The sequence below is a fragment of the Variovorax sp. 01N429 genome, assembly GCF_056399425.1.
In genome coordinates this window covers 1-23,861 of sequence record NZ_JBFTRG010000016.1, presented here as the reverse complement: position 1 = coordinate 23,861, position 23,861 = coordinate 1, and the positions used below count along the sequence as shown (strand labels likewise).

Genomic DNA, 23,861 nt, shown 5'->3' with positions numbered 1-23,861 from the left:
GGGGTTGCAAGATTAGTTGATCTCGGTGGTCGTTGAGATGATTCGAATTGCATCGGCAGCGCGCTGGCGATGCAATTCGGCGAACTTCGCTGGCGGCATTCGCTGGCAACTGCTGTGTGGCCTGACCTCGTTGTAGTCCTGTCGCCAGAGCGTGATGGCTGTCCTGGCCCGCGCCAACGTCTCGAACCACTGCCTCAGGCATTCGTCCCTGAACTTGCCGTTGAAGCTCTCGATGTAGCCGTTCTGCATGGGCCGACCGGGCTCGATCAGGATGTGGCGGATGCCGTGACTCTGCGCCCAGCCCATGAAGGCTCTGCTGGTGAACTCCGGGCCGTTGTCAGCGCGAACGGCCAGCGGATAGCCCCTGAAGACCGCCGCCTGGTCGAGCAGCCGCGTCACGTATAGACCCGAGATGCCCCAGTCTACGGAGATGCTCACGCACTCGTGGCTAAAGTCATCGGGCACCGTCAGGCACTTGATGCGCCGGCCGGTGCTCAGGCTATCGCTGATGAAGTCCATGCTCCATACCTCGTTGACCGTGCGGGCCAGTTGCAGCGGCACGCGCTCATTGACCGGCCGCTTGGCCTTCTTGCGCTTGCGCACAGCCAGGTTGGCGGCGCTGTAGAGCCGGTAGACCTTTTTGTGATTCACGCCGGGGAAAAGCGGACGCAGCATGTCGCGGATGCGCCGATAGCCGAAGCGCCGGCGCGCGTGCGCGATCTCGACGATCGAGTTCACGCAGCCGCCTGGCATCGGGCACATCCATGCCGCCGTACTTGGCGCGCCATTTGTAGAAGGTCGCGTCGCTGAAACCGCCCTTGCGGCACAGGTCCTTGGTCGGCAGGCCGGACTCGGCCTGCTTGATGAAACCGATGATTTGCTCTTCGGTGAATCTGCTCTTTCTCATGTCGGTCATTCTCCAAGTTGACGGATTTCACTGCCATTACGCTGGTACGGCTGGGCGGGGCAGGTCATGACAGCCTTCGGGAGGTTACGCCGGGCGCGGCCAAGCTTGTATTGCGCAGTTCCGGTGCAGGACACGCCGTCGTTTATTCGGTCAGCACCGCCAGCGAGCCGTGCCAAGGCCTCGAGACGGTAGGGAACGTGGCCTACAGCGGACGCGGTGTGGTCTTCCCCTGGATCGCCCGCGTGAACGAAAGAACGCGCAGCGCGTTGTTCAAGACGCAGCCCTATATCGAGCACGAACTGGACCCTCGCCAAGGCGTTCAAGTGAAGGCGATCGGCAATTGGCAGCAAGTGAGCACACCCCGCAACCTTGCGACCAGCACCGGCAGTTGCGGACCGCTGGTCACGAAATTTCAACCCGCCGCCGACCACGTCTACCTCGTCGACTTCGTCTGGCGAGACAACCTCAGTTGCACGCAAGTGATCACGGATGCAACCGACCCAAGCACGCTGCGGCCCGTGCAATTCGACCTTGTTCAATCTTGTCCGACGCCATGACACATCAACAACGAGTCGTTCGCTTTCCAGAAGAACTCCGTCGTCTCAGCAGTGCAGGAATGCCTTGCGTGTCCGGCAGGGGTTCCGCAAGGCGCAGCACGCGGCCGTGCGTGGCCGCCACTTCCTCAGCGGCGAGAGCGCCCGAGCGTGCGGCACTTTCCATCGAAAAGGGCAGGCCGGTGGCGATCCAGTCGCCAGCCAGCCACAGGCCCGGGATGCCCGATGGCGCCTCGGGCCGCATCGCCTCGACGCCCGGAGCGGCGCAGGGCACCGCGAGCGGGATGCGATGGATTCGTGCATGCCGCAGGCCTGCCGCTGCCGCTTGCGGGAAGAACTCGGCGAGCTCCCGGCGGGTTTGCGCCACGATGTCGGCGTCGCTCGCGGCCCACGCATTCGCCTCGACGTGGATCGCGTTGCTCGCGACCCATGCGCATCCGTCGTGTGCGGAGCGGATATTGGACAAGTCGTAGAAGTCCATGTTCAGGTCCCCGGGTGCGCTCACCCGCGCCCAGAAGCGCTCGCTGCCCAGCTTGCGATCGAACCACAGCACCGTACTGATGTAGCGGCTCGGCTCCAGTCGCTCGGCGCTTTGCTTCAGGGCGCGCCATCTTGCGCCGGCATTGGCGCCGCGCACTGCAAGACTGGCAAGGCCGTGCGGGTCCAGTGCGAGCACGCCTGCGCGGCCTCGCAGTTGGCTTCCGTCCTGGAGCAAGAAGCCAGCGAAGCGCCCATCTTCGTTCAGCACAACTTCACGCACCGCTGCCGAAGTCCACACGCGACCGCCGGCCGCTTCGACGGCCTTGATGCATCCGGGCGCATAGAGTTCGCTGAGTGCGATGCGCGGGAAGCCGAAGCAATAGCCGCTGCGGCCTAGCAGCAGGCGAAACACCCGCATCATCGAAGCGGCGGAACAGCGTGCGAGCGGTACGTTCAACAAGGCCATCGTCGACGAAGTCCAGAACCAGTCGATGAAGCGTTGGCTGACGCCTCGCTCTTTCAGGTAGCCGAGCGCGTCCTGCCCGTCGAGCGCCAGTGTGGTGGTCTCGTTCAGCCGCATCGCTTCCCAGACCACGCGAGCGTTGGACAGCAGGTCAGCCAACGAAACACAGCGCAATGCATTGCGCAAGTTGGGCAAGCCATGCAGCGGGGGTGGCCAATTCGCCGCGTGCATCCTCAGTTGCCGGCCCGCGTCCAGCAAGGTGATCAAGGGATCGTGTTGCCAGAGCACTTGATCCGCGGTGCCCAGGCGCTCGAGAAGCGACACGAAGTTCCGGTGTTCGCTGGTGATCACGTGCGGGCCGATGTCGACCCAGTCGCCGGTGGCCGGATCGCGCCAGCTTGCGGCCCGGCCGCCGAGATGCGGCTGCGCCTCGACCACCACGACGCGCAGCCCGCAACCGGCCAGGGCCGCCGCGCACGAAAGTCCTGCGATGCCGCCGCCCGCGACGAGGACGTCACTGGATGAAACGCAGTGGCGATCGTGAACGGCAGGCATGCGAGCGGGAACGCAATTGGCATGCCGCTTGCCCTGTCCTTTGCCGTGAGTAGGCCGAGCTGTCGAAGGACAACGGAACCCGCCTTCGCCGTGATGACTCGTGCCGGTCCACGCCGTAAAACTCGCGGCAAATTTTGCCGAGGGGGCTGCACGTGGCCGTCTTTCCATCTGCAACAACCCCGATCAGGAGCTTTGAATGACGCATCGAGTTGGGCCGATCAGCAGGGGGCGGCGATGACCGATCCCGACATCGCCATCATCGGCGGCGGGCCGGCGGGACTGGCCGGCGCGATCTGCCTCGCACGCCTTCGGCGCTCTGTCTGTGTGGTCGATGCGGGGCGCAGCCGGCTCGCGACCATCCCGCGCACCCGCAACTATCCCGGCTTTCCGCAGGGCATCGCCGGCGCCGCGCTGCTCGACGCGCTGCGCCAGCAGGCGGCGAACTATTCGATCCGCAGTATCGGCGCGAGCGTGGAAACGCTCGAGAAAGTGGAGCGGGGCTTCCGCCTCGGATGGGAAGGCGGCTCACTCTCGGCATCGCTGGTGCTCCTGGCCACCGGCGCCAGCGACGTTCCCCCGCCCATGCCGTACCTCGCAGAGGCGGTGCGCGCCGGTCTGCTGCGCTATTGCCCCGTGTGCGACGGCTATGAGGTGATCGATCGGGCGGTTGGCGTCATTGCGCAGTCGACCGCGGGGCTGGAAGAAGCGGTCTATTTGCGGCATTTCACGCCTCACGTCACGCTCTTCATGCTCGAAGGTGGCACAGCGCTTGGCGAGGCGGGGAGGCACCGGCTGCGCCAGGCAGGCATTCGCCTGAGCGAAGACGCGATCTCCGGCATTCGGCCGCTGGAGGGAAGGATCGTCGTGATCCACGGCGATGGCGAGAGCGTCTGCGATTCCATCTATAGCGCGATGGGCCTGCGGGTTCATTCGGGCCTGGCCGGCAGTCTCGGCGCCGAGACCGACGAGAGCGGTTATCTGGTGACGGACCGCCATCACGCGACCACCGTGGCGGGGCTCTATGCGGCGGGCGACGTGGCCGTGGGGCTCAACCAGATCACGGTCGCGGCCGGCGGAGCGGCGATCGCAGGCGCCGCCATGCACCTGGCATTGCGTCGAAGCGAGAGGGCATCGCAGGCATAGGTCGCGTGCAGGCGGGGGCAGGGCACGACTAGCTGCCGGTCGAGGCGTAGCGCCGAAGTCCCACGCGCCAGGCGCCGAAGGCAAGCGCGAGGAAGACGAAGCCAGCGAGCGGCGACACGAGCCCGACCCACGCAGGCGCACCCAGCGGATCTGCCCTGCCCAATATGGCAAGCACGGGGTAGTAGGCGACGCAGGCCAAGGGCACCGCAAAGGTCAGCGCATATCGAAACCATTGAGCATAGACAGCCAGCGGAAACTGCGCCGCTTGCACGCCGCCGTAGGTGAGCACGTTCGCAATCTCCAGGCTCTCGACGGTCCAGAAGGACAGCGTGCCCTGCAGCACGAGGATGCCGAGAAAGAGCGCCACGCCGCCCGCCAGTGCGAAGAGGGCCGTCGCGACCGCTGCCGGCGACCACACGACGTCTGCCTGCACGGTCGCGAATGCCATCACCGCCAATCCTTGCATCAGCCGTCCCAGCCGGCTGATGCGCACGTCATGTGCCATAAGTTGCAGCGCCAATGGCCGAGGTCGCAGCAGGAGGCGGTCGAACGCGCCCGTGCGCAGGAATTCGGTCCCCAGCGTATCGAAGCCGCGTCCCAGCGCATCGCCGATGGCAAACATGCAATTCACCAGTCCGTAGAACATGGCGACCTCACCGAGGCGCCATCCCTGCAAGTCGCCGAAGCGATGAAAGAGTGCCCAGACCGCGATCATCTCGATGCCCGTGCCCAGGAACTGCCCGAACGTGAGCATCAATGCCGAGGCGGGATAGCGCGCCTGCCCACTCAAGGAGGCAGCCATGAGTCGGCCGAAAAGGGCCAGTGATCCCGGTCGCGTCATCCGCCTTGCACCTGCAGTTGGCGCATGGTCCTGACCATCGCCGCATGGCCGATCGCCACCAGCAGCAAGATCCAAGCGGCTTGCAAGCCGAGCCCCACGAGAGCCTGTGCTCCCGCGAGCTGGCCGAAATAGATCCGCGCCGGGATGTCCATGACGCCCGCCAGCGGCTGCAGCAGAAGCCACTGCTGCCACGCGTCGGGCAGCAAGACCAGCGGAAGCAGGTTGCCTGAGAAAACGATCACGGTCGGTGCAGCCAGCGCGTTGATGCCGCGCTCGTTCAGTGCCGAAGCCGCGGCGATGTTGAGCAACATCACGAACGACGTCGATAGCAGCAGCGCCAGCATGGCGGATGCGGCGAAAGCCAATCCGGCAACGATCCCTGCCGGTGCTTGCCATGCCCAATCGCCCAGGCCCGCGAGGGGCAGCACCAGGCCCGCGAAGGCCGCCATGAGCGCCATCCGCGGCAGAACGCGTGCCGCAATCCAGCCGGCCGAGCGCGCGAACCACAGCGCATAGGGATCGACCGGCCGCAGCCGATCGTAGGCGACCGAGCCCGTGCGCACCGCCTGTGCCACTTCCGGGTCTCCGAGCCACGGCAGCAGCGCGAGCAGCCCCTGGGCCAGCCAGGTATAGGTGATGGCCTGCGAGAGCGACATCGGCGCGCCGGCGGCGGATGCACCACCATAGAAGGCCGCCAGCACCATGACCTTGATGCCGCCCCACCAGCACTGGGTCGCGAAGCCTGCGTAAGCGGCGGCGCGGTACTGCAGCATCTGCAGGAACCGTGATGCAAAAGCGGCGACGTAGGGACGAAGAAGTTCGCGAGGCGCCATGCGGCTCAGGCCTCCGCCGCGCCGTGCATCGCATAGAAGCGCGCGATCACGGCCTCGATGGTCATGCCCTCGTCCTCGGCGTCGTCCGGCAGTCCTTCGTCCAGGCGGCGCGCCGCGATGACTTGTGAACGCAGCGCTTCGACAGGGCTGTCGGCCAGCACGCGGCCATGGCCGATCACGATCACCCGCTGCGCAAGCGCCTCGATGTCGTGCATGTCGTGCGTGGTCAGCAGCACCGTGGTCCCACGCGCGCGGTTGGCGCGAAGGACGAAGTCGCGCACCGCCAGTTTCGACGGCGCATCAAGCCCGATGGTGGGTTCGTCGAGAAAGAGGATGTCCGGCTCGTGCAGCAGCGCGGCCGCAATCTCGGCGCGCATGCGCTGCCCGAGCGAGAGCTGGCGCACGGGCTGGTCGAGCAGGCGCTCGAGATGCAATAGCGCGACGAGTTCATCGCGCGTGCGGGTGAAGCGCACCGGGTCCACGCGATAGATGTCGCGCAGCAGTGCGAAGCCATCGTTGACCGGAAGGTCCCACCAGAGCTGCGTGCGTTGCCCGAACACGACGCCGATGCGACTCACATGGCGCTCGCGATCGGCGAAGGGGTCGCGCCCGTCGACTTCGACGCGCCCACCATCGGGCCGCAGGATGCCCGCGAGAATCTTGATGGTGGTCGATTTGCCGGCGCCGTTCGGGCCGATGAAGCCGAGCAGTTCGCCGCGCTCGAGCTCGAAGGAAACGCCGCACAGCGCATCGACAGTGCGATATCGAGGCCGCACCAGCGCGCGCAGCGCACCAAGCACTCCCGGGTCGCGCTCATGGACCTTGTAGGTCTTGCGCAGGTGGTCGACAACGATCTGTGGCATGGCGCGGCGGACGCGAATGCTACACGATGAAGATCAGGGCGCGGTCTCCTGGAACGCCGGCGCGCGCGCGGCGAAATCCAATTCCTGGGCCATCATCAGCACCTCCTCCTTTTTAGTCGCTTCGGTTGAAATACCCCATGCCCCTCGAACTCCCTCATGGCTTTGCAAACCAGCAAGAAATCGACGAGTCGTACAACCCGCGGCTGCGCGCGGTCGACCTCAACGCCTCACTTCAGCACTATGCGGAGAGAAGCGAGCAGGCCCGCCAGCAGCTGAACTATCGAGCTCGTGTGCCCTATGGTCCGACGCTTGCCGAGACGCTGGACATCGTGCCGGCAGAGCGGCCGGGCGCACCGGTCTTTTTCTATATCCATAGCGGCTACTGGCGCTCGAACGCCGCACGTGACTTCATGCAGGTGGCGTTCGGCGCGCACGCGCGGGGCTTCACGACGGTGCTGGTCGACTACGCGCTGTGCCCACAGGTCACGCTCGACGAGATCGTGCGCCAGGTTCGGTCGGCCGCGGCGTGGGTCATCCGGAACATCGCCGAGCACGGCGGCGATCCGGGCCGCATCGTGATCGGAGGGCACTCCGCAGGGGCTCATCTGGGCGCGATGCTTTTGTGCACCGCATGGCGGGAGGACTACGGATTGCCGGACGATCCGTTCTCGGGTGCCGTGCTGGTGAGCGGTCTCTATGACATTGCGCCACTGCGCTTTAGTTATCTGCAGCCGTCGATCCAACTCGATGAGGCGAGCGTCTTGCGCAACTCGCCGGTGCTTCACATTCGCCGGTGCCGAACGCCGGTGCTGCTCAGCTGGGGTTCCCTGGAGCAGGCGGCCTTCGACCGGCAGTCGACTGCAATGCATGACGCCTGGCTCGCGGCTGGCAACGAGGGCGAACTCATGGTGCAGCCGAACGAGGATCACTTCACGGCGATCAGCGCTTTTGAGGATGGCAACAGCGGTCTATGCGCCGCTCTCGAGCGCATGGCCGTCTCCGCTGCCCGTTGAAGGCACGCTCGACGCCGGCGACATCGCGCCGGCGCCTAGCGCATCACGTCACTCGTGCCGGATTTCGGTGCCCAGCACCTTCAGGCATTCGCGGATGAAGGCGGCCAGCGCCGTCCATCCCTTGGCCGAGACCATCGTGCCGTCCACGTAGGCGTCGGTAGGCGACAGGTCGATAAAGGTGCCGCCGGCCAGCGTCACCTCGGGCTCGCAGGCGCCCAGGCCCGCGACCTTCTTGCCGCGCACCACGCCGTCGACCGCGATCAGGATCTGCACGCCATGGCAGATGGTGAAGATGGGCTTCTTCTTTTCGTGGAAGTGCCGCACCATCGCCTGCACGCGCTTGTCGGTACGGATGTACTCCGGGCCGCGGCCACCGGCGCAGTAGACGGCGTGGTACTGGTCGAGCTGGGTCTCCGCCTCGGAGAAGGTCTTGTTAATGGCCGCATAGTGGCCGAGCTTCTCGGTGTAGGTCTGATCGCCCTCGAAGTCGTGCAGCGATGTCTTGATCAAGTCGCCCGCCTTCTTGTCGGGGCAGACGACGTGAACTGTATGGCCCACCGCCTCCATGGCTTGCTGGAAGACGAAGATCTCGTATTCCTCGGTGAACTCGCCGGTAAGCATGAGGATTTTCTTGCCTGGCATGGTGTCGCGCTCCTTTGGTGAAATTGGCTTAGAAGGGTGAATCGGGGAAGTAATATTCCTTGGCGTTCTTCTGTGTGATCAGCGGTGCGTCCAGCTTGAGCGAGCCGCGTACGGGCGCCTGGCCGACGAGGTTGGCCACGGTCAAGTAGATGGCTGTCTTGATCATCGAGGGCGGGTAGGGCGTTTCCACCGGCGTCACGGCGTCGTTGTCGATCACCTTCTTGATGACGTCCTTCATGCCGTTGCCACCCAACGCGTACTTGATGTCCTTGCGCTTGGACTGCTTGATCGCCTCCAGCACGCCCAGGAGCATGTCGTCGTCGTTGGCCCACACCGCGTCGATCTGCGGATACTTGGCCAGGTAGTCCTGCATCAGCTTGAAGGCCTTGTCGCTGTTCCAGTCGGCGTACTGGATGTCGAGGACCTTCAGGTTCGTGCCCTTGATGCCGTCCTGGAAGCCCTTGATGCGCTCATCGTCGATCACCGTCGGGATGCCGCGCAGCACGACGAGGTTGCCCTTGCCGCCGAGCTTGTCCACCAGGAACTTGGCCGTGTTGCGTCCGACGGCAATGTTGTCGCCCGCCACGTACAGGTCCTGGATGGTTGGATCGCTGAGCCCGCGATCGACCACGGTGACGAAGGTCCCCTTGTCCTTGACTGCCTTGACCGGCAGCGTGAGCTCTTCGGATGTGTGCGGAAGGATCACCAGCGCCGAGAGCTTGCGTCCGGCGGAAAGGTCTTCAAGCGCGCTCACCTGTGCCGATGCCGACGGCGAGGTCTTGACCACGACTTCGATCTGGTCCTTGTAGGCACTGTTGATTTCCTTGGCTGCCGCCTGCGCGTGGTAGACCACGCCTGCGGTCCAGCCGTGATCGGCAGCCGGAATCGACACCGCGATCACCTTCTTGTCGGCGCCGTAGGCACCACCTGTCGCCAGCAGCGCTCCCAACGCCGCCACTGCTATCCATTTCGACTTGAGCATTTGTCACCTCCAACCTATGTAGATTGATGTATGGACCGGAATCATGTGCACCCGAGTGGTCCGGACACGGGGCAATTTCACAAACGAATTGTTTGGCGGATCACTTCTTCGAAAGGCGCTGGACCAACATCGCGATGATGATGATTGCGCCTTGCACGGCGCCCACCAAGTACTCGGAGACGAGGTCGGACAGCACCATCAGGTTGGCAATGAGCTCGAGCACGACAGCGCCGGCCAGCGTGCCCCAGATGCGCCCCTTGCCGCCGCGCAGCACGGTGCCGCCGATCACCACTGCGGTGATCACCTGGAGCTCCCACAGCAGCCCGGTGGTCGGCGTGGCAGCACCGAGGCGCGGCACATAGCAAATGGCCGCGATCGCCACGCACGCGCCTTGCACCATGTAGGCGATCGTGCGGGTCTTGATGACCGAGATGCCCGAGTAGCGCGCCACGTCCTCGTTGGCGCCGACTGCGGCGCAGCGGCGACCGTATTTCATGCGGTAGAGGATGAAGGCGCCCACGGCAGCGACAGCGAGCGACACGAGGATCGGGATCGGCACGCCGCCCACAGTGCCGAAGTAGACCGGGCGATATGCATTGCGCAGTGACGAGTCGATCGGGATCGTGCCGCCATCCGACATGTAGGTGATGAGCGAGCGGAAGATGCCCATCGTGCCGAGGGTGGCAATGAAGGGTTCGATCTTTCCCACAGTGACGATCAAGCCATTGAAGAGCCCGCAGAGCAGGCCCACCAGCAGCGCGACCGCCATGCCGGCCGGGATGGCCCAGACGCCCCATTCGGGTGCCATCCGGTTCATCAGCATGATCATTACGCCGGTGATGAACGCCGCCATCGAGCCGACCGAAAGATCGAGCCCGCCCGAAGAGATCACGAATGTCGCGCCCACGGCGATGATTGCAATGAAAGCGCTGCGTGCGATGACGTTGGCGAGATTGGTGGCGGAGAGAAAGTCGCTGTTGATCAGGTAGCCGATGGCGAGCAACGCAACCAGCGCGACGAACGGACCGGCCTCGGTCCAGTTGATGTGCAGTTCGCGCTCCTGCCGCAGCGGCACGTCCTGGGTGATGGCGTTCATGGGGCTTCCTCTTCGATGGAGCTCTGGGTTGCGATGCTGGGTGCTGGCTCGCCGTCGGTGGTGGCAAGCAATGCGATGTTGTGCTCGGTCATGCGCTCACCGCTCACCTCGCCGGCGATGCGGCCCTGGCGCATGACCAGGATGCGATCGCACACGCCGATGAGTTCCTGCATCTCGGAGGAGATCACGATGCAGGCCTTGCCGCGTGCGACCAATTCCTGGATGAAGGCATAGATCTGCGCCTTGTTGGCGATGTCGATGCCCCGTGTGGGCTCATCGATCACCACGATCGAGGGGTCTGTCAGCAGCACCTTCGCGAGCAGAAGCTTCTGCTGGTTGCCACCGGAGAGTTGCCCAGCGCGCGTGCTCTTGCTCTTGAGCCGGATGTCGTATGTGCGGATGGCTTCCTGGAGGGCGTCCGCTTCATGGCGCTTGCGCAGCCAGATGCGAGGGTGGAAGCGCGACAGTGCCGAAAGTGTGAGGTTGGGCGCGAGGCGCTCATTGAGCAGCAGTCCCTTTCCCTTGCGGTCTTCGGTCAGGTAGCCAATGCCGAGCTCGATGGCCTCGCGAGGCGATCGGATGTGAACGGATCGGCCATCGAGCTGGACCTGCGCCTTGGCAGGGCGCAATCCCAGCAGGCCTTCGAACAGTTCGGTTCGGCCCGCGCCGATCATTCCAGCAAAGCCGAGAACCTCACCGCGGTGCGCGACGAAAGACGCGTCGTGGACCACCCCCGGCACGGTCGCGTTTTGCACATGCAGGATCGGCTCGCCGGGCACCCCCGCCTTGGGCGGATAGAGCGCGGAGAGTTCGCGCCCCACCATGAGGCGGGCCATGTCGAGTTGACTCAGGCTGTGCCCGGGATGAGTCCCCACGGTTCGGCCGTCACGCAACACCGTGACCTTGTCTGCGAGGCGCTGAACCTCTTCAAGTCGGTGGCTGATATAGAGCACCGCGATGTTCTGCGACTTGAGCCTGAAGATGATGCGCAGCAGCCGTTCGACTTCTTCGCCGGTCAGCACCGCAGTGGGCTCGTCGAAGATAACCACCCGATGGTCGTCGAGCAGGGCGCGGGCGATTTGGACCAGTTGCCGATCAGCCAGTGGAACGTCACGCACCAGCGCGCGCGGAGAGGCATGGCAACCCAGTTCGGCGAGCTTCTGCGCGGCCAGCCGATACATGGTCCGATCGTCGACCATGCCGTTGCGCGTCAGTTCACGGCCGAGGAAGAGGTTCTCGGCCACCGTGAGGCCGTCCGCCAACAGGATCTCCTGATGCACGAGCACGATGCCCGCGTCCTGCGCCTGGTGCGGTCCGGTGAAGTGCACCGGCCGGCCGTCCAGGGAGATCTCTCCTTCGCTCGGCGGTACGTGACCAGAGAGGAGCTTCATCAGCGTGGACTTGCCCGCGCCGTTCTCGCCAATGATCGCGTGAATCTCGCCGGGGAAGATATCGAGCGTCACTCCGCTCAACACGGTCACGCCGGCGTACTGCTTGCCGAGTTCGTGCGTGCGCAGCAGCGGGGCGGCGGTTCTTTCAGTGGCCGGGGTATCGAATGCAGCTTCGGTTTCTGCAAGCGGCGCCCTGGCGACAGGCGACCAGGGGCGCTCGAGCATCTGTGCGGACATGGATCGCGCGCTCAATCGAAGGCCGGCAGCAAGCGGTCGCGCGAGCGCTCGATGTGCGCCCGCATGGCTGCCTTGGCGGCATCCGGGTCATGGGCGGCAAAGGCGTCGATCAGCGCCTGGTGTTCGTCCAGGGCGTCATCCGTGACGCGGCGGTGATACATCAGCCGAAAGATGTGGAAGTGAGCGTGCTGGTAGGTGAGGGTCTGGCGGATGAGTTCGTTGCCCGCGAATTGCATGATGCGGTCGTGAAACACCTCATCCTGGCGCGCGAACGCGGAGTAGCGCAGTCGCTCGTCCTTGCCGTCGACGCGGGCCATGCCACCCGCGGCCTCGCGCAGTTCTTCGATCTTTTGCGCGTCCATCGCTGCGGCCGCCTTGGCCGCGCCGTCGGGCTCAAGTAGCAGGCGGAGCTCGTACAGCTCGTCGAACCGACGGCGCGTGATCTGCGGCGCGGCACGGTAGCCCACCAGATGCTGCTTGACCACGAGCCCTTCGCCTTCGAGTCGGCCCAGCGCCTCGCGGATCGGCGTCTGCGAGACGTTCAGCTCCCTCACGAGGTTGTCGACCGTGATGCGTTCGCCCGGCGCGATCTTCAGCGCCATCAGCTGATTGAAGATGGCCCCGTACACGTCCCCGGACAAACTGGCCCGATGGAACCTGTTGCCTCTGTGCGGTGCTTGCGCGCCTTCCTCGTTTTCGCTGGCGGTAGTGCCCACTCTGTCTCCTGCATGAACTGATCGCAGCTTTCGCGGCAAGCGCCGGGATGACGCGATCCGAAAGATACGATATCCTATAGGATCGTATTTGAGGGTGCAAGTTTAAATTAACCCCGAAGGATAAAAACCATGACGCTTTTTGCCGCGCTGCGGCTGCCGCCGGAGATCTTGTTTGGCAAAGGGCAGCGCCATGCGCTCGCCGCCGTCGCGTGCAAGCACGGGCGCCGCGCGCTGGTTTGCACCGATGCGCGTTTCGCTGCAACGCCTGAATTCAAATCGATGATGGCGGCGCTCAAGGCAGCCGACATCGAGGTACGCCTGCTCGACAACGTGGAGCCCGACGTTCCCCTGGAAAGCGTTGGCGTCAACGCGGAGGCTGCGCGCGCCTTCTCCCCGGATATGGTCATCGGCATCGGCGGAGGCAGCTGCATGGACATGGCCAAATGCGTGTCCCTGCTCCTGACCCATGGCGGTCGTTTGCAGGACTACTACGGCGAGTTCAAGGTGCCGGGACCCGTGCTGCCGGTGATTGCAATGCCCACCACCTCCGGCACCGGCTCGGAAGTCACCCCGGTCGCCGTCGTGAGCGATCCGGACCGCACGCTCAAGGTCGGCATCTCGAGTCCCCATCTGATCGCGGTGGCCGCGATTTGCGATCCCGAACTGACGATGACCTGTCCGCCGCGCCTGACGGCCATCGCCGGGGCCGATGCGATGACGCATGCCATCGAATCGTTCACCGCCGCGCGCCGCGAACCCAGCGCCGATTTGCCGCAGCGCCACGTCTTCATCGGCAAGAACGCGTTGAGCGATCATTTCGCGTTGCTTGCCATTCGATTGCTCGGCCGAAGCCTCGAAAAGGCAGTTGCCAACGGCAGCGACGAGGACGCGCGCGCCGACGTGATGATGGGTGCACTCGCCGCGGGCTGCGCCTTTGGCACGGCCGGGACCGCGGCGGCCCACGCGGTGCAATACCCCGCCGGTGCGCTGACGGACACGGCGCACGGCCTGGGCGTCGCCACGCTCATGCCCTACGTGATGAGCTTCAACCGATCCGCCGCCGGTGCCGAACTGGCGCAGATCGGGCTAGCGCTGGGCCTGGAAGCCAAGGGCGACGAGCAGGCCCAGGCCGGCGCCGCGATCGACGAAGTCAGTCGCCTGTTCAAGGCCATCGGCATCACGACCACACTGGCGGAGCTGGGCCTTGCCGCCGACAAGGTCACATGGACTGCCGAGCAGGCCATGGGCATCGAGCGCTTGATCAAGAACAACCCGCGACCCTTCGATGCCGCAGCCATGCACCGTCTGGTGCAGGCCGCTTTCGACGGCGACCTGCAGGCCGCGGCCCGCTGAACTCCATCTCTTCTCATCATTGCTTTGACCATGAATGCTTCTTCTATGGAATCCCAATCCGCGCTTGCTCCATCGGTTCTGGCGGACGTGCGCCATGAGCTTTATGTCGACGGCCAATGGCGGGCCGCCACCGGTGGCCGTCGCATCGATGTCGTGGATCCGTCCACGGAGGCGCTGATCGCGACCGTCCCCGATGCCACCGTCGAGGACGCTGCCGCCGCAGTCGAAGCCGCAGCCAAGGCGGCGGCTGGGTGGCGCGCCACGCCGCCGCGCCGGCGCTCTGAGATCCTGCGTCGCTGCTTTGAATTGATGACTCAGAGAGCCGAGTCCCTCGCCGCGCTCATCTCGCTCGAAAACGGCAAGGCGCTGCGCGATGCGCGCGGCGAAGTGGCCTACGCCGCCGAGTTCTTCCGCTGGAACGCCGAAGAGGCCGTGCGTCTTTCGGGCGAATTCGGCATCGCGCCGTCGGGGACGAACCGCATCATCGTCGACTACGAACCCATCGGGATCTGCGTGCTCATCACCCCGTGGAACTTCCCGGCGGCCATGGCGACGCGCAAGATCGCGCCCGCACTGGCGGCCGGCTGCACGGTGATCCTCAAGCCGGCGAGCGAAACGCCGCTCACGGCCTATGCCCTGGCCGCGCTCTACGAGGAAGCCGGCGTTCCACCCGGTGTCGTGAACGTCCTGACCACATCCACGCCCGGTCCGCTGACGGCCGCGATGCTCGCCGACCGCCGTGTGCGCAAGTTGTCGTTCACCGGGTCTACAGGCGTGGGGCGGGCGCTGCTCGCCGAGGCTGCCAAGCACGTGGTGTCATGTTCGATGGAGCTTGGCGGCAATGCGCCGTTCATCGTGTTCGACGATGCAGACCTGGAGGCCGCGCTCGACGGCGCCATGGTCGCGAAGATGCGCAATGCGGGCGAGGCGTGTACTGCCGCCAACCGCATCTATGTGCAATCGGGCATCCACGATGCCTTCGCGCAGGGGCTCGCGCGCCGCATGGCCGCAGTGCGCGTCGGCTCCGGCATCGAGGCCGAAACTGAATGCGGGCCGATGATCACGCGCAAGGCAGTGCAGAAGATCGATCGGCTCGTGCAGGACGCGGTGCGCCGCGGCGCAAACGTCCTCTGTGGCGCTGAAGCACAGGATGGGCCGGGTTACTTCTACCGCCCGACGGTGCTGACGAACGTTCCGCGCGATGCCGAGATGGCGCACGAGGAAATCTTCGGGCCCGTCGCACCGATCAGCCGATTCGAGACCGAAGACGAAGCCATCACGCTCGCCAACGACACCGAATACGGCCTGGCTGCGTACGTCTACACGCGCGACCTCGCCCGTGGCATGCGGGTGTGCGGGCGCATCGAATCAGGAATGATCGCGCTCAACCGTGGCCTGGTCTCGGACCCGGCGGCCCCTTTCGGTGGCGTGAAGCAAAGTGGGCTGGGCCGGGAGGGCGGGCAGCGTCACGGGGTCGCGGAATACATGGAAGCGAAATACATCGCAACGAGTTTCTGAGAGACCTCTGAGCGGCCCTGGAGCCAGCTACCAGGGACGGCGCACCTGATCGCCCGGCCATACGACGCGAATCAAGCTCACGACCGCAACGATGGCCAGCGTCATGCCCGACATCCAGAGCCATCGCTCGTGGTCGGCGAGCAGTTGAGAGAACTTGGCGCTCAAGCTCGCCAGGCCGGCCACCAGCATGGCCAGCAGCGCTACGAGCATGCAGTCCAGCGTAAAGATGTCCCAGGCCAGATCGTCCGGGAATTTCAGCCACACGTGTTTGAAGAGCGGTTCGTTGCTGCGCAGTCCGTGGGTCCGAGTTGTTGCCATTTCTTTCCTCCTGGGAGTCCATGCAGTCTTCGTCTGTAGGACGACGACTGCAATTTGCGCTTCCTGGCTTGCGTTCACAAGGTCATCGCAGCTCTGCGTGTTTCTTGACATATGGCGCGACTTCTGCCAGCCGAGTAGGTCTTGACTGCCAAGCCGTGGGTCACCTACGTCACAGGACGATTCGAATGTAAATGCTGCACCGCAAAATGCATACAGAGGGAAAACAAATGCAATCAAGCTTGAGGCGTCGGAGGCATCCCACATACAAAGCAGGCTCTTCAACAGGAGCCCACTTTTGAAATCTTTTGAGAAGTTCGCACTTTTATTTGCCGCAAGCGCCGTCAGTGCCGGGATCGCCGGTTGCGGAGGCGGAGGATCCAGCGGCGGCGCGCCATCCATGGCAGCAGCGACCGGAACATCGGCCTCTGCCGAAGCCGCCAACTCACCCCGCACTTCTGCCTTGGCTTCCGCACCGATCGATGCGGACGTCGTTGACTCTTCCCTTGCCGTCAATCCCGATGCGTACAAGAGCATGGCCGCCGTGCTGAGCCAGGACGCGGGCATTGCGTACCGCTATGGACCCGATGCGGCGTCGTACGGGTCGGCAAACACAGGTCCCGATCTCGCCGAGCGCACGAGCACCAAGCTCTCCGCGCCTGCCCAGGATGTCGCGTTCTACTGGAACGTGGGAGGGCCGGTGACCGGCAATGCCGGTCTCTTTTCAACCAACCAGGCCAACATGCTCTTTGCGGCGGACGATCCGTCGCAGCGCGTTGGCGTGAGCCTGCTTCAGGTGTCTGGCTACATGTACAACGTGTTTGCCGGACTGCCGCAGTTGCCGTGGCAGATCTACCAGCAAGGCCAGGGCATCGATACGCCGAACGTGATGAACTACAAGGCGGCGGGCCTCACGAACGGCAACCCGGTCGCGATGGGGCGTTGTCAAGGCGGCGCGGGCTTCTGCGCCGAAGGCATCGTCGCATTCCAGAACGGCGTGCTCGGCACGGTGGGCAGCAACACCGCCAGCAACAACGCGACCGCGACTCTCGCGCCGAACAAGGTGCCCACAGGTGTTGCCGTGACCAACGGCAACGAGTTCGCGTTGGTCACGGTGTGGGACACCGAAGCCATGAAGGGCCAAGTCGCCGTCGTCGCGTTGGCTGGCCTGTGCGACGGTTGCGATGCCATGAACTCCTCCGGTCACACGAGCAACGGCTTTACGTTTTCGGCCTGGCACAACTGGTGGAACGAGTGGATGGGCGTCTACCCCGGCCTGCCCAACATGGGCAACACCGCCTTCATGAAGGTGCTGGGTTACGTGGACATCCCGGGCATGAACGCACCGACGGAGATCGCAGTCACAACCAACCTGCACCAGTTCGACAGCGTGCAGCCCGGCGGCCTCTTCATGGGCGCGGCGAACTCGCCGCTGACCAACAACTGGCAGAGCTTTACCGATGGCAGCAGCAACTACCGTCGCTATGCCAAGGGCGGGGTGGCAGTGGTGATTTCGAAGTCGGAGCAGAAGGCTGCCTTCATTGACTTGAAGCCACTCTTCAGCTACGTCAACAGCGTGTACTTCAGCTCCAATGTCGGCGTCACGAGCAACTATGGACAGGCAAGCGACCAGTGGCCGTACACCTTCGACAAGGAAGCTTCGCAGATGCCGACCGTGATCAAGACCGTCTCGATGGGTGATCGCCCGACGGCGGTGAGAACGACCATGTCGACCGGCAGCCCGCGCGCCTGGATCGCCACGCAGGACGGCACGCTGCACATCTACAGCCTGAACGGCTACGCACCTGGCGGCGCCGTCGCCACGCCATCGCCAGACGACATTGCCGAGGTCGGCACCGTCGGCGACATCGGCCGCAATCCGACCTCGCTTGCGATGTCGAAGAGCGATCCGAGCGGCACCACCAGCGATCCGATGAACCAGCAGGTCATCGTGGGCTCGCGCGGAGACAACAAGATCTCGTGGGTGCGCTTTGCTTCGGATGGCAACAGCGGCAGCGTCGTGCGCAGCATCCAGCACAACAAGCTGACCGACCTGATCGCGGTGGAAGATGCCGACAACTTCGCCAACATCAACAACGTGGTGACCGTGACGGACTACGGCGGCAAGGCAGTGCGCAACTACCGCTACGGACCGGTGATCTTCTCGGATGGCGGCGCCTGCCCGAGACCCAACGGATGTTCCATCAACGGATCGACGGCCGAGTACGAGGGCGCCATGACCGTACCGGGCAAGCCGTTCCAGATCTCGACATCCAACGTGCCGTGACGCTCCGGGGTCATACGAGCAGTAGGTCCGTCTGACCCTTGCTCGATGCCAGCTGTCCAGCCAGCGCGTCGAGCACCTCGAGCGAGAACGGACGAAACGCATCGTCGGTCTCGCTCAGGTCGCAGAACGATGCATAGCCGGCCAGCTGGAGTGCGTGCCTGAGCCGTTCCGTGCCGCCACTGCGCGACAGGCCGTCAGGCAAGAACTTCATCACGAACGGGGGCTTGTGCTGCAGTGTGCGGGTGCCGCCCGCCAGCACATAGCCTTCATATCCCTGCGTGTCCATCCAGAGCAGGGCTGAACCGAGATCCACACCTTCCGTGATGCGGTCGAGGCTCTGCGACGGCACCTCGATGCGCTCCTGGCTTGAGTCCGTGCCGTCCAGGCCATTGCTGCCGTCGCCGCCGTAGCGCGCCCGATGGTTGCCGTAGTTGATGGTCGAGAGTTCGAATACGAGGCTCTCGTCGTTCTTCTCCCCCAACGCAACGTTGTGCGTCGTGATCCGGTCCGACAGCCGATTGATCTCGACATTGGTCCTCAGCAGCGAATAGTTCAGGGGCTCCGGTTCGACCGCGATGGCCCTTTCGAACAGCCCGCGCTTGACCGCGGGGATGCAGACCGTGCCGATGTTGGCACCGATGTCGATCAGGCAAGTCAGATGGCGTCCGTTCAGCAATGAGGCCACCCGGCGCAGCATGGAAAAGTTGTAGGGCTCGCGATGCTTGAACAGCCACTGCCCGATGACCTGGTCGCCCGCTGCGACCACGAAGACTTCGGACGGGCAGGGCGCCAGCAGGAAGGCTTCGCGCGGCGCGGTGTCCCACAGCAGGCGCGCCACAAGTGGGCTGTGAAAGAACCGATGCGGGCCGACACTCCGAACAGATTTCAGAACGCTTTGATAGATCGCGGTTTTGAGCATGGCGCTTTCTCCGTTCGGCCGTGGGATCGCCGGGCTTAATGTGGCGAAGACGGGGCTCCCGGGTGTGAGAGACGGCGCAATGGTTGTGTCGGAGAGAAGAGCGAGCTGATTTCGTCGGTGAGCTTTCAAATAGGATCATCGGCGAATTCGCCGGAACCAGACCCCTATCCACGCGAAGGAAGCAAATTGCAAGTCAAACGAATCGTCGCCAATTTCGATGTGCTCGACATCAGCAGGGCTCGGGCGTTCTATCAAGACGTCCTCGGGCTGGAGATCTTGATGGACCATGGCTGGATTCAGACCTATGGGTCACAAGCCAAGATGACTGTTCAGGTGAGCTTCGCCTCGGAAGGGGGTTCTGGCACTCCTGTGCCTGACTTGTCAATCGAGGTGGACGATGTGGACGCTGCGCTCGAACGCATGAGGGCTGCTGGGTTTGCGATTGAGTACGGACCTGCTGACGAACCGTGGGGCGTGCGCCGGTTCTTTGTTCGGGATCCGTTTGGGAAGCTGGTTAATGTTCTCGCGCATGCTTGAGGCGAGGTCTTGCCGTTGACCCTCGGCGATCGACAGTTCCTTGGCCTTCTGCTCACCGTGCTGTTTGAAGGAAAACGACTTCCTGAGGTGCTTGCTGGACTCAGTGGGCGTGCTGGCGACCCAGCGCCCTGGATGGTCGCTTTTTTAATGCAATAGATCCTCAAGCGCCTCGATCTACAGCTCGACCGCCGCGAGTTCCTTGCGAACCTCCACGTCGTCAACGTTGCCGTCAGGCTAGACCCATTTGTTCCAGTTTTCGGTCAACCATGTTGTGGACACGAAATGTCCGTTTGCCGACGCCTCTGAAGGTAGAACCTGAAAGCAGTTGATCCCGGCCTTATGTCCCGTGATAGTTCTCAAGCACCTTTCGGAAGAACTCTCCGGCCCCTCGCAGATCATCACTACAACTTCAGCTTCAAACGGGTAAGCGGCCGGGAACTTCAACAACATGCCTCTGCTGATAGAGGGTTTCTCATACGCAATCAGTTGCCCGTTTTTTATTTGATGGACTGATTTTTCAGTAGTGCAGAGATTTTTCCGCGCAATTGCATTGCATTCAACTCATATGTCTCTTTCTCTTCGCCAGGATTGAACAGGTCCACCAAACAAAAAATGGTTGACAATCGCTCACTCAGCTGTTCATCGTCATTTTGAAGAATTTTTCCATCTCTTTCAATTTTCCAAAGTTCGGAGAAGGCATCGACAAAGGTGGCGGCCGGTACTCGTCCTTTAACGAAAGAATTAGCAAACTCAAGGATGGTGATGCTCATCTGAGTTATTGATTACTGAATTGAAATAGACTTTTTGAATCTTTGACAAAGCCGTATGTCCCCGTTGGAGCCGTCGACGTCACCGGGCTGCACGCGCATATAGACCTGGGGCGCGAGCACCTCCTGGGTGCTGCCATCGGGCAGGGTCACGGTCTGCTCGACGAGCCAGACGATGTCGCTCGTGAGTTGGGCCATCTGCGCGGCAGTCAACGCGATGCCGGGGGTCAATCCATACTGCTTGGCGAAGGTCACGCCCGCGTTCATGAGCCGTTTGAGCGGGGCCGGCAAGATCTATGCTTCATCGGCCTCCCCGCACAGCTTGGACTCGGGGTGTGACCGTATTTGCCGCGTGGACAACAAGACGCAAGACTCACTCTCTTTCGGCCCTCTTGTTGATTTCTTCCGCGAAGTCACTGATCGACACGTCGATCGCATCTTCAGTTTCCTGGTAGTCCTGCGGCTTGTCGTAGTCGTACTGAATGCTGAACTTTCCGTCAGGATGGAGAGTAAAGGAAAGGCCCCAGATTCTCTGTTTCGTTGTGTTGAGAAGGTTGTCCCGTAGGAAACGAACGGCTGCTGCCTTCAGCTTGCTTTCTGCCATTGAGGAAGATCCCCGTCCCGAAGTCTCGATGCAAGGACCTCTGGATAGCCACCACTCAGATGAAACCATTGTGGTCAATATCCCGTATTTGGCCCCGGCACCGTCCCATGCGCGTCCGTTTACGAACCGCAGAATATCTGAGCCAAGAACTTCGTAAGCCTGTTCTACAGATTCAATCATCATCATTGTTCGAAAAACCACTCAATTTGCCTGCCATCAATAGCTGCCGTGACCTTGAGATCGCTTGGCTTAGGGAAATAATGGTTTGGAAGGGCCAAAATAAGGCTGATAAATTCCTAAAAAATAGCGCTCGTCAGCTTTTCTTGTGGATTTTCTCAGTAAATTCGACGGGTGAGACGTTTATCTTATCATCGGTCTCCTCATATTCGCTTGGCTTGTTGTAGTCGAAATCCATGTTGAACTTCCCATTGGGGTAGAGGATAAACGTCAGGCCCCAGATGCGCTGGCCTGTCTTCTTCAGCAATGCGTCGCGAAGGAAAATGGCCGCGTCGAGTCCCTCCCAAATAGCATTTGGATTCGCTTCAAATCCTCCAGTTTCGTCGCTTTTTCCGGCTGAGTTCAACCATTGCGTCCCCTTAGCCATGTCTGCGTAAATTTGCATTCTGCACACCGCACTATCCCAAGTCCGCGTCCCTACGAAACTAGTCAGGTATCGTCCGATGGCCTCATAAGCCTCTTCCACTGTGGCTATCATTTTTTCGTCCTCATTGCGTGAATCTGTACGGAACCACTTTGCCGTCAATCGTCGCCAGGACGCGGAACTCGCTTGGTCGCACTCCCCCGCCCTCTGGATATCCAACATCGATTTTGGTGAACCAGGTGGAAGGCCAACTATCGCTGGACGCCATGGATCGCAACAAGTATCAGCAATGTGCGGTCGGTCAGTGTGGGGCCGCAAAAGACGATGGCGGCCACCTGATCGCTGCAAGCCTCGGTGGCGCGGGGGACAGAATCAATATCGTGCCGCAGGCCTCGACATTGAACCGCGGGGACTGGCGGGCCATGGAGAATGATCTGAGAAACGCCTTGACGGACGGAAAGGACGTATCAATAAACTGCCATTGGCGTCAGTTACGTACTTGTGACCATTGGTCAGTTCGTAGGTCGTCTTAGGGGCAAGCTGTCCGTTCAGTGCGGCATCCCAGGAGCCCTTAGGCCCTGGAGTCGCCTTGATGACGCTCTCTGCCTCTGCGAGTTTGTTGATCGCCTTAACCGCGTCGCCCGCTTCCGCGGCGATCTTTGCCTCCTTGATCAGCTTTGCGACCCCATCGCCCAGGGGACCCAAGGTGCCGACTGCGGCCAACGTGTAGTCGAAGGGCGTCTGCGCTTCGACAAAGCCCTTGATGTCGCCGATGACCGGAACGAAGTCGAGGATGATCCCGCCCAACTTCGCGGCCATCTGGGCGGCCTGTTCGCTCGTCGCTCCCTTGAACTGGGGCGACGACAACAGCTTGGCTGTGCCGCTGAAATCCGATCCACCCCAGTAGTAGTCCGGCAGCTTTCCAGAAACGATGAGGTCGTGTTGAGTCGCCGCGCCGTCAAGGGCTGCGGCAAGGAAGGTCTTGCATTGAGGTGAGCCCGCTTGGCATGCAGCCAGCAATGCCTTGTCCTGGCTGTTGCTGATCTCCAGGTACCTGGTCTGGAGTTCGCGCTCCTTTTCTGACGGACATCCGTTCTTCTGGCAGGCAGCGATCTCGTCCGCCAGTTGCTTCCACTGGTCGTGACTCAGAAAGTTGTTCGCCGCCGCATTGGCCCCTGCCTGACTCGCGAGGTTGATCTGGTCCGCATCCAAACCGGCAATCGCACCAGCGATGCCACTCACCATCGCCGCGAACTGGATCGTGTCGAATTGTCGACCGTAGCCTTCCGCTGCCAGTTCTCCGATCGCAGCGCCCAGGGCGCCCGCCGCACAGCTTCCGTCCGTTCGAGCCGCGCCCACGGCACAGCCGGCAATCGCGTGAGCGATCTTGTTGGTGAAGTCGTCGAGCGTCCCGTCCTTGGTCAGGTCGCCGATGGCATTTGCACCCTGCGCAGCTATGGTGTTCAGGAGCGCGGTCTTCAGGCCCTGTTTCAGGTTTTCCTCCAAGCTGCCGCCGTTGATCGCCGTGCTGATCACCGCCGTTGCTGCGCTGGCCGTGAGGTTTTGGCCGAGTTGCTTCATGAACTCCTGCGCGCTGCCGCTCGCCGTCGGCAAGCCCGTGGGGTTCAGGTTCAACCCACCGAGCACACCGCCCGTGGCAATGTCCGTCAGCAGGTTCTTCACATTCGAACTCGATCCAAGCTCGTCCAGTGCCTTGCCGATGTCACCCTGGTTGTTGATCAGCGCGACGCTGGCTTGACCGGCCAGAGCGCTCACGCCGGCCGTCACCGCGCCACCCACTACAGCGCCCGTAGTGCCGCCGCCAACGGCGCCGCCTGCCGCAGTCCCCGCGCCGTTGGCCGCTCCCCAGGTGAAGTAGCTGACCACCACCGTCACGATGGCAGCGCCTTCGGGCGTCAGCCCTTGCTGGCTGTAGTTCCAGTTCTTGTGCGCCTCCTCGACCTTCACCCAGTCGACCTTGCCGCTGAGGTTCGGATCGTTCTGAAGCTGCTCTATCCAACCCATGCCGGGCAGCTGGGCGAGCTGCTCGATGCTGTCCCGCGCGCCCACGCCGGCCTGCACATGGTTGGCGCTCACGGCCAGACTGCCCGCGTTGAACTGGTTGTAGTTCGTGGTCTGGTCGGTGGTCCCCTTGTCCTTGGCCTTCTGGTACATGAGGTCGCGGCCCTGACTGGTCTCCTGGGTGCCGTGTTCGGTGGCCTGCGTGCCCAGGACCAGGGTGTC

General features: G+C 63.0%; 23 protein-coding genes and 3 pseudogenes. 8 read left to right on the top strand and 18 right to left on the bottom strand.

Annotated elements, in window-relative coordinates; genetic code table 11:
- Positions 1 to 12 precede the first annotated feature (12 nt).
- A pseudogene (locus AC1DSF_RS23590) lies at positions 13 to 907 on the bottom strand (IS3 family transposase).
- Between the two features lie 17 nt (positions 908 to 924).
- Between AC1DSF_RS23590 and AC1DSF_RS23585 the strand changes: the two are divergent.
- Positions 925 to 1,464, top strand: a complete 540-nt coding sequence (locus tag AC1DSF_RS23585) for a hypothetical protein (protein WP_478183518.1) — start codon at positions 925 to 927, stop codon at positions 1,462 to 1,464.
- A 4-nt stretch (positions 1,465 to 1,468) separates the two neighbouring features.
- Here AC1DSF_RS23585 and AC1DSF_RS23580 read toward each other — a convergent pair whose 3' ends face one another.
- Complete coding sequence (locus AC1DSF_RS23580) at positions 1,469 to 2,959, bottom strand: hydroxysqualene dehydroxylase (RefSeq protein WP_478128009.1); 1,491 nt, start codon at positions 2,957 to 2,959, stop codon at positions 1,469 to 1,471.
- Between the two features lie 234 nt (positions 2,960 to 3,193).
- Between AC1DSF_RS23580 and AC1DSF_RS23575 the strand changes: the two genes are divergently transcribed.
- Positions 3,194 to 4,102, top strand: coding sequence for an NAD(P)/FAD-dependent oxidoreductase (locus AC1DSF_RS23575; RefSeq protein WP_478128010.1), 909 nt, complete (start codon positions 3,194 to 3,196; stop codon positions 4,100 to 4,102).
- A 28-nt stretch (positions 4,103 to 4,130) separates the two neighbouring features.
- Here AC1DSF_RS23575 and AC1DSF_RS23570 read toward each other — a convergent pair whose 3' ends face one another.
- From AC1DSF_RS23570 to AC1DSF_RS23560, 3 genes are read right to left on the bottom strand one after another with little or no spacing between them, the layout of a single operon-like run.
- On the bottom strand, positions 4,131 to 4,943 hold the full coding sequence (locus AC1DSF_RS23570; protein WP_478128011.1) for an ABC transporter permease: 813 nt from the start codon (positions 4,941 to 4,943) through the stop codon (positions 4,131 to 4,133).
- Positions 4,940 to 5,776, bottom strand: coding sequence for an ABC transporter permease (locus AC1DSF_RS23565; protein WP_478128012.1), 837 nt, complete (start codon positions 5,774 to 5,776; stop codon positions 4,940 to 4,942). The genes AC1DSF_RS23570 and AC1DSF_RS23565 overlap by 4 nt, the downstream gene beginning before the upstream one ends.
- 5 nt (positions 5,777 to 5,781) lie before the next feature.
- Entirely contained in the window at positions 5,782 to 6,639 is an 858-nt protein-coding gene (locus tag AC1DSF_RS23560) for an ABC transporter ATP-binding protein (RefSeq protein WP_478128013.1), read from the bottom strand.
- 137 nt (positions 6,640 to 6,776) lie between these two features.
- Here AC1DSF_RS23560 and AC1DSF_RS23555 point away from each other — a divergent pair, with 137 nt between their 5' ends.
- The gene (locus tag AC1DSF_RS23555) at positions 6,777 to 7,652 is read left to right on the top strand and encodes an alpha/beta hydrolase (RefSeq protein WP_478128014.1); all 876 of its coding nucleotides are present in this window, start codon (positions 6,777 to 6,779) and stop codon (positions 7,650 to 7,652) included.
- A 48-nt stretch (positions 7,653 to 7,700) separates the two neighbouring features.
- Here the strand turns inward: AC1DSF_RS23555 and AC1DSF_RS23550 are convergent, their stop codons facing one another.
- From AC1DSF_RS23550 to AC1DSF_RS23530, 5 genes are all read right to left on the bottom strand, one after another.
- Positions 7,701 to 8,294: a DJ-1/PfpI family protein gene (locus tag AC1DSF_RS23550; protein WP_478128015.1), complete on the bottom strand. Its 594-nt coding sequence runs from the start codon at positions 8,292 to 8,294 to the stop codon at positions 7,701 to 7,703.
- Positions 8,295 to 8,322: 28 nt separating this feature from the next.
- Positions 8,323 to 9,276 (bottom strand): substrate-binding domain-containing protein, encoded by a 954-nt coding sequence (locus tag AC1DSF_RS23545; protein WP_478128016.1) that lies wholly within the window; start codon positions 9,274 to 9,276, stop codon positions 8,323 to 8,325.
- Between the two features lie 100 nt (positions 9,277 to 9,376).
- A complete protein-coding gene (locus tag AC1DSF_RS23540; RefSeq protein ID WP_478128017.1) occupies positions 9,377 to 10,372 on the bottom strand; it encodes an ABC transporter permease in 996 nt (331 codons plus the stop codon).
- Positions 10,369 to 12,000 (bottom strand): sugar ABC transporter ATP-binding protein, encoded by a 1,632-nt coding sequence (locus AC1DSF_RS23535; protein WP_478128018.1) that lies wholly within the window; start codon positions 11,998 to 12,000, stop codon positions 10,369 to 10,371. Before AC1DSF_RS23535 ends, AC1DSF_RS23540 begins: the two co-directional genes overlap by 4 nt.
- Positions 12,001 to 12,011: 11 nt before the next feature.
- Positions 12,012 to 12,716 carry a GntR family transcriptional regulator gene (locus AC1DSF_RS23530; RefSeq protein ID WP_478128019.1) on the bottom strand — a complete coding sequence of 235 codons (705 nt, stop codon included), beginning with the start codon at positions 12,714 to 12,716 and terminating at the stop codon, positions 12,012 to 12,014.
- Positions 12,717 to 12,845: 129 nt separating this feature from the next.
- On the opposite strand from AC1DSF_RS23530, the gene AC1DSF_RS23525 reads away from it, so the two are divergent.
- Together AC1DSF_RS23525 and AC1DSF_RS23520 are read left to right on the top strand one after the other, a co-directional pair.
- Complete coding sequence (locus AC1DSF_RS23525) at positions 12,846 to 14,069, top strand: iron-containing alcohol dehydrogenase (RefSeq protein ID WP_478128020.1); 1,224 nt, start codon at positions 12,846 to 12,848, stop codon at positions 14,067 to 14,069.
- A 45-nt stretch (positions 14,070 to 14,114) separates the two neighbouring features.
- Entirely contained in the window at positions 14,115 to 15,587 is a 1,473-nt protein-coding gene (locus tag AC1DSF_RS23520) for an NAD-dependent succinate-semialdehyde dehydrogenase (RefSeq protein ID WP_478128021.1), read from the top strand.
- A gap of 27 nt (positions 15,588 to 15,614) precedes the next feature.
- Here the strand turns inward: AC1DSF_RS23520 and AC1DSF_RS23515 are convergent, their stop codons facing one another.
- Positions 15,615 to 15,905 carry a hypothetical protein gene (locus AC1DSF_RS23515; protein ID WP_478128022.1) on the bottom strand — a complete coding sequence of 97 codons (291 nt, stop codon included), beginning with the start codon at positions 15,903 to 15,905 and terminating at the stop codon, positions 15,615 to 15,617.
- A gap of 397 nt (positions 15,906 to 16,302) precedes the next feature.
- Between AC1DSF_RS23515 and AC1DSF_RS23510 the strand changes: the two genes are divergently transcribed.
- Positions 16,303 to 18,189, top strand: a complete 1,887-nt coding sequence (locus AC1DSF_RS23510) for a hypothetical protein (RefSeq protein ID WP_478183517.1) — start codon at positions 16,303 to 16,305, stop codon at positions 18,187 to 18,189.
- 10 nt (positions 18,190 to 18,199) lie between these two features.
- Here the strand turns inward: AC1DSF_RS23510 and AC1DSF_RS23505 are convergent, their stop codons facing one another.
- Complete coding sequence (locus AC1DSF_RS23505; protein WP_478183516.1) at positions 18,200 to 19,108, bottom strand: FkbM family methyltransferase; 909 nt, start codon at positions 19,106 to 19,108, stop codon at positions 18,200 to 18,202.
- Between the two features lie 186 nt (positions 19,109 to 19,294).
- Between AC1DSF_RS23505 and AC1DSF_RS23500 the strand changes: the two genes are divergently transcribed.
- Positions 19,295 to 19,645, top strand: a complete 351-nt coding sequence (locus AC1DSF_RS23500; protein ID WP_478183515.1) for a VOC family protein — start codon at positions 19,295 to 19,297, stop codon at positions 19,643 to 19,645.
- 234 nt (positions 19,646 to 19,879) lie between these two features.
- Here AC1DSF_RS23500 and imm45 read toward each other — a convergent pair whose 3' ends face one another.
- The 5 genes and pseudogenes from imm45 to AC1DSF_RS23475 form a co-directional block, all read right to left on the bottom strand.
- Positions 19,880 to 20,128: an Imm45 family immunity protein gene (gene imm45 / locus AC1DSF_RS23495; protein WP_478183555.1), complete on the bottom strand. Its 249-nt coding sequence runs from the start codon at positions 20,126 to 20,128 to the stop codon at positions 19,880 to 19,882.
- A gap of 14 nt (positions 20,129 to 20,142) precedes the next feature.
- Positions 20,143 to 20,415, bottom strand: coding sequence for a colicin immunity domain-containing protein (locus AC1DSF_RS23490; RefSeq protein ID WP_478183514.1), 273 nt, complete (start codon positions 20,413 to 20,415; stop codon positions 20,143 to 20,145).
- A gap of 66 nt (positions 20,416 to 20,481) precedes the next feature.
- A pseudogene (locus tag AC1DSF_RS23485) lies at positions 20,482 to 20,682 on the bottom strand (hypothetical protein); the annotation flags it as partial.
- A 103-nt stretch (positions 20,683 to 20,785) separates the two neighbouring features.
- Positions 20,786 to 21,202: a hypothetical protein gene (locus tag AC1DSF_RS23480; RefSeq protein ID WP_478183513.1), complete on the bottom strand. Its 417-nt coding sequence runs from the start codon at positions 21,200 to 21,202 to the stop codon at positions 20,786 to 20,788.
- Positions 21,203 to 21,329: 127 nt separating this feature from the next.
- On the bottom strand, positions 21,330 to 21,731 hold the full coding sequence (locus AC1DSF_RS23475) for a hypothetical protein (RefSeq protein WP_478183512.1): 402 nt from the start codon (positions 21,729 to 21,731) through the stop codon (positions 21,330 to 21,332).
- 152 nt (positions 21,732 to 21,883) lie between these two features.
- On the opposite strand from AC1DSF_RS23475, the pseudogene AC1DSF_RS23470 reads away from it, so the two are divergent.
- Positions 21,884 to 22,033 (top strand): annotated as a pseudogene (locus AC1DSF_RS23470) (DNA/RNA non-specific endonuclease); the annotation flags it as partial.
- Here AC1DSF_RS23470 and AC1DSF_RS23465 read toward each other — a convergent pair.
- On the bottom strand, positions 21,990 to 23,861 hold a 1,872-nt coding region (locus AC1DSF_RS23465; protein WP_478183511.1), incomplete at its 5' end, for a DUF637 domain-containing protein. The pseudogene AC1DSF_RS23470 and the gene AC1DSF_RS23465 overlap by 44 nt on opposite strands.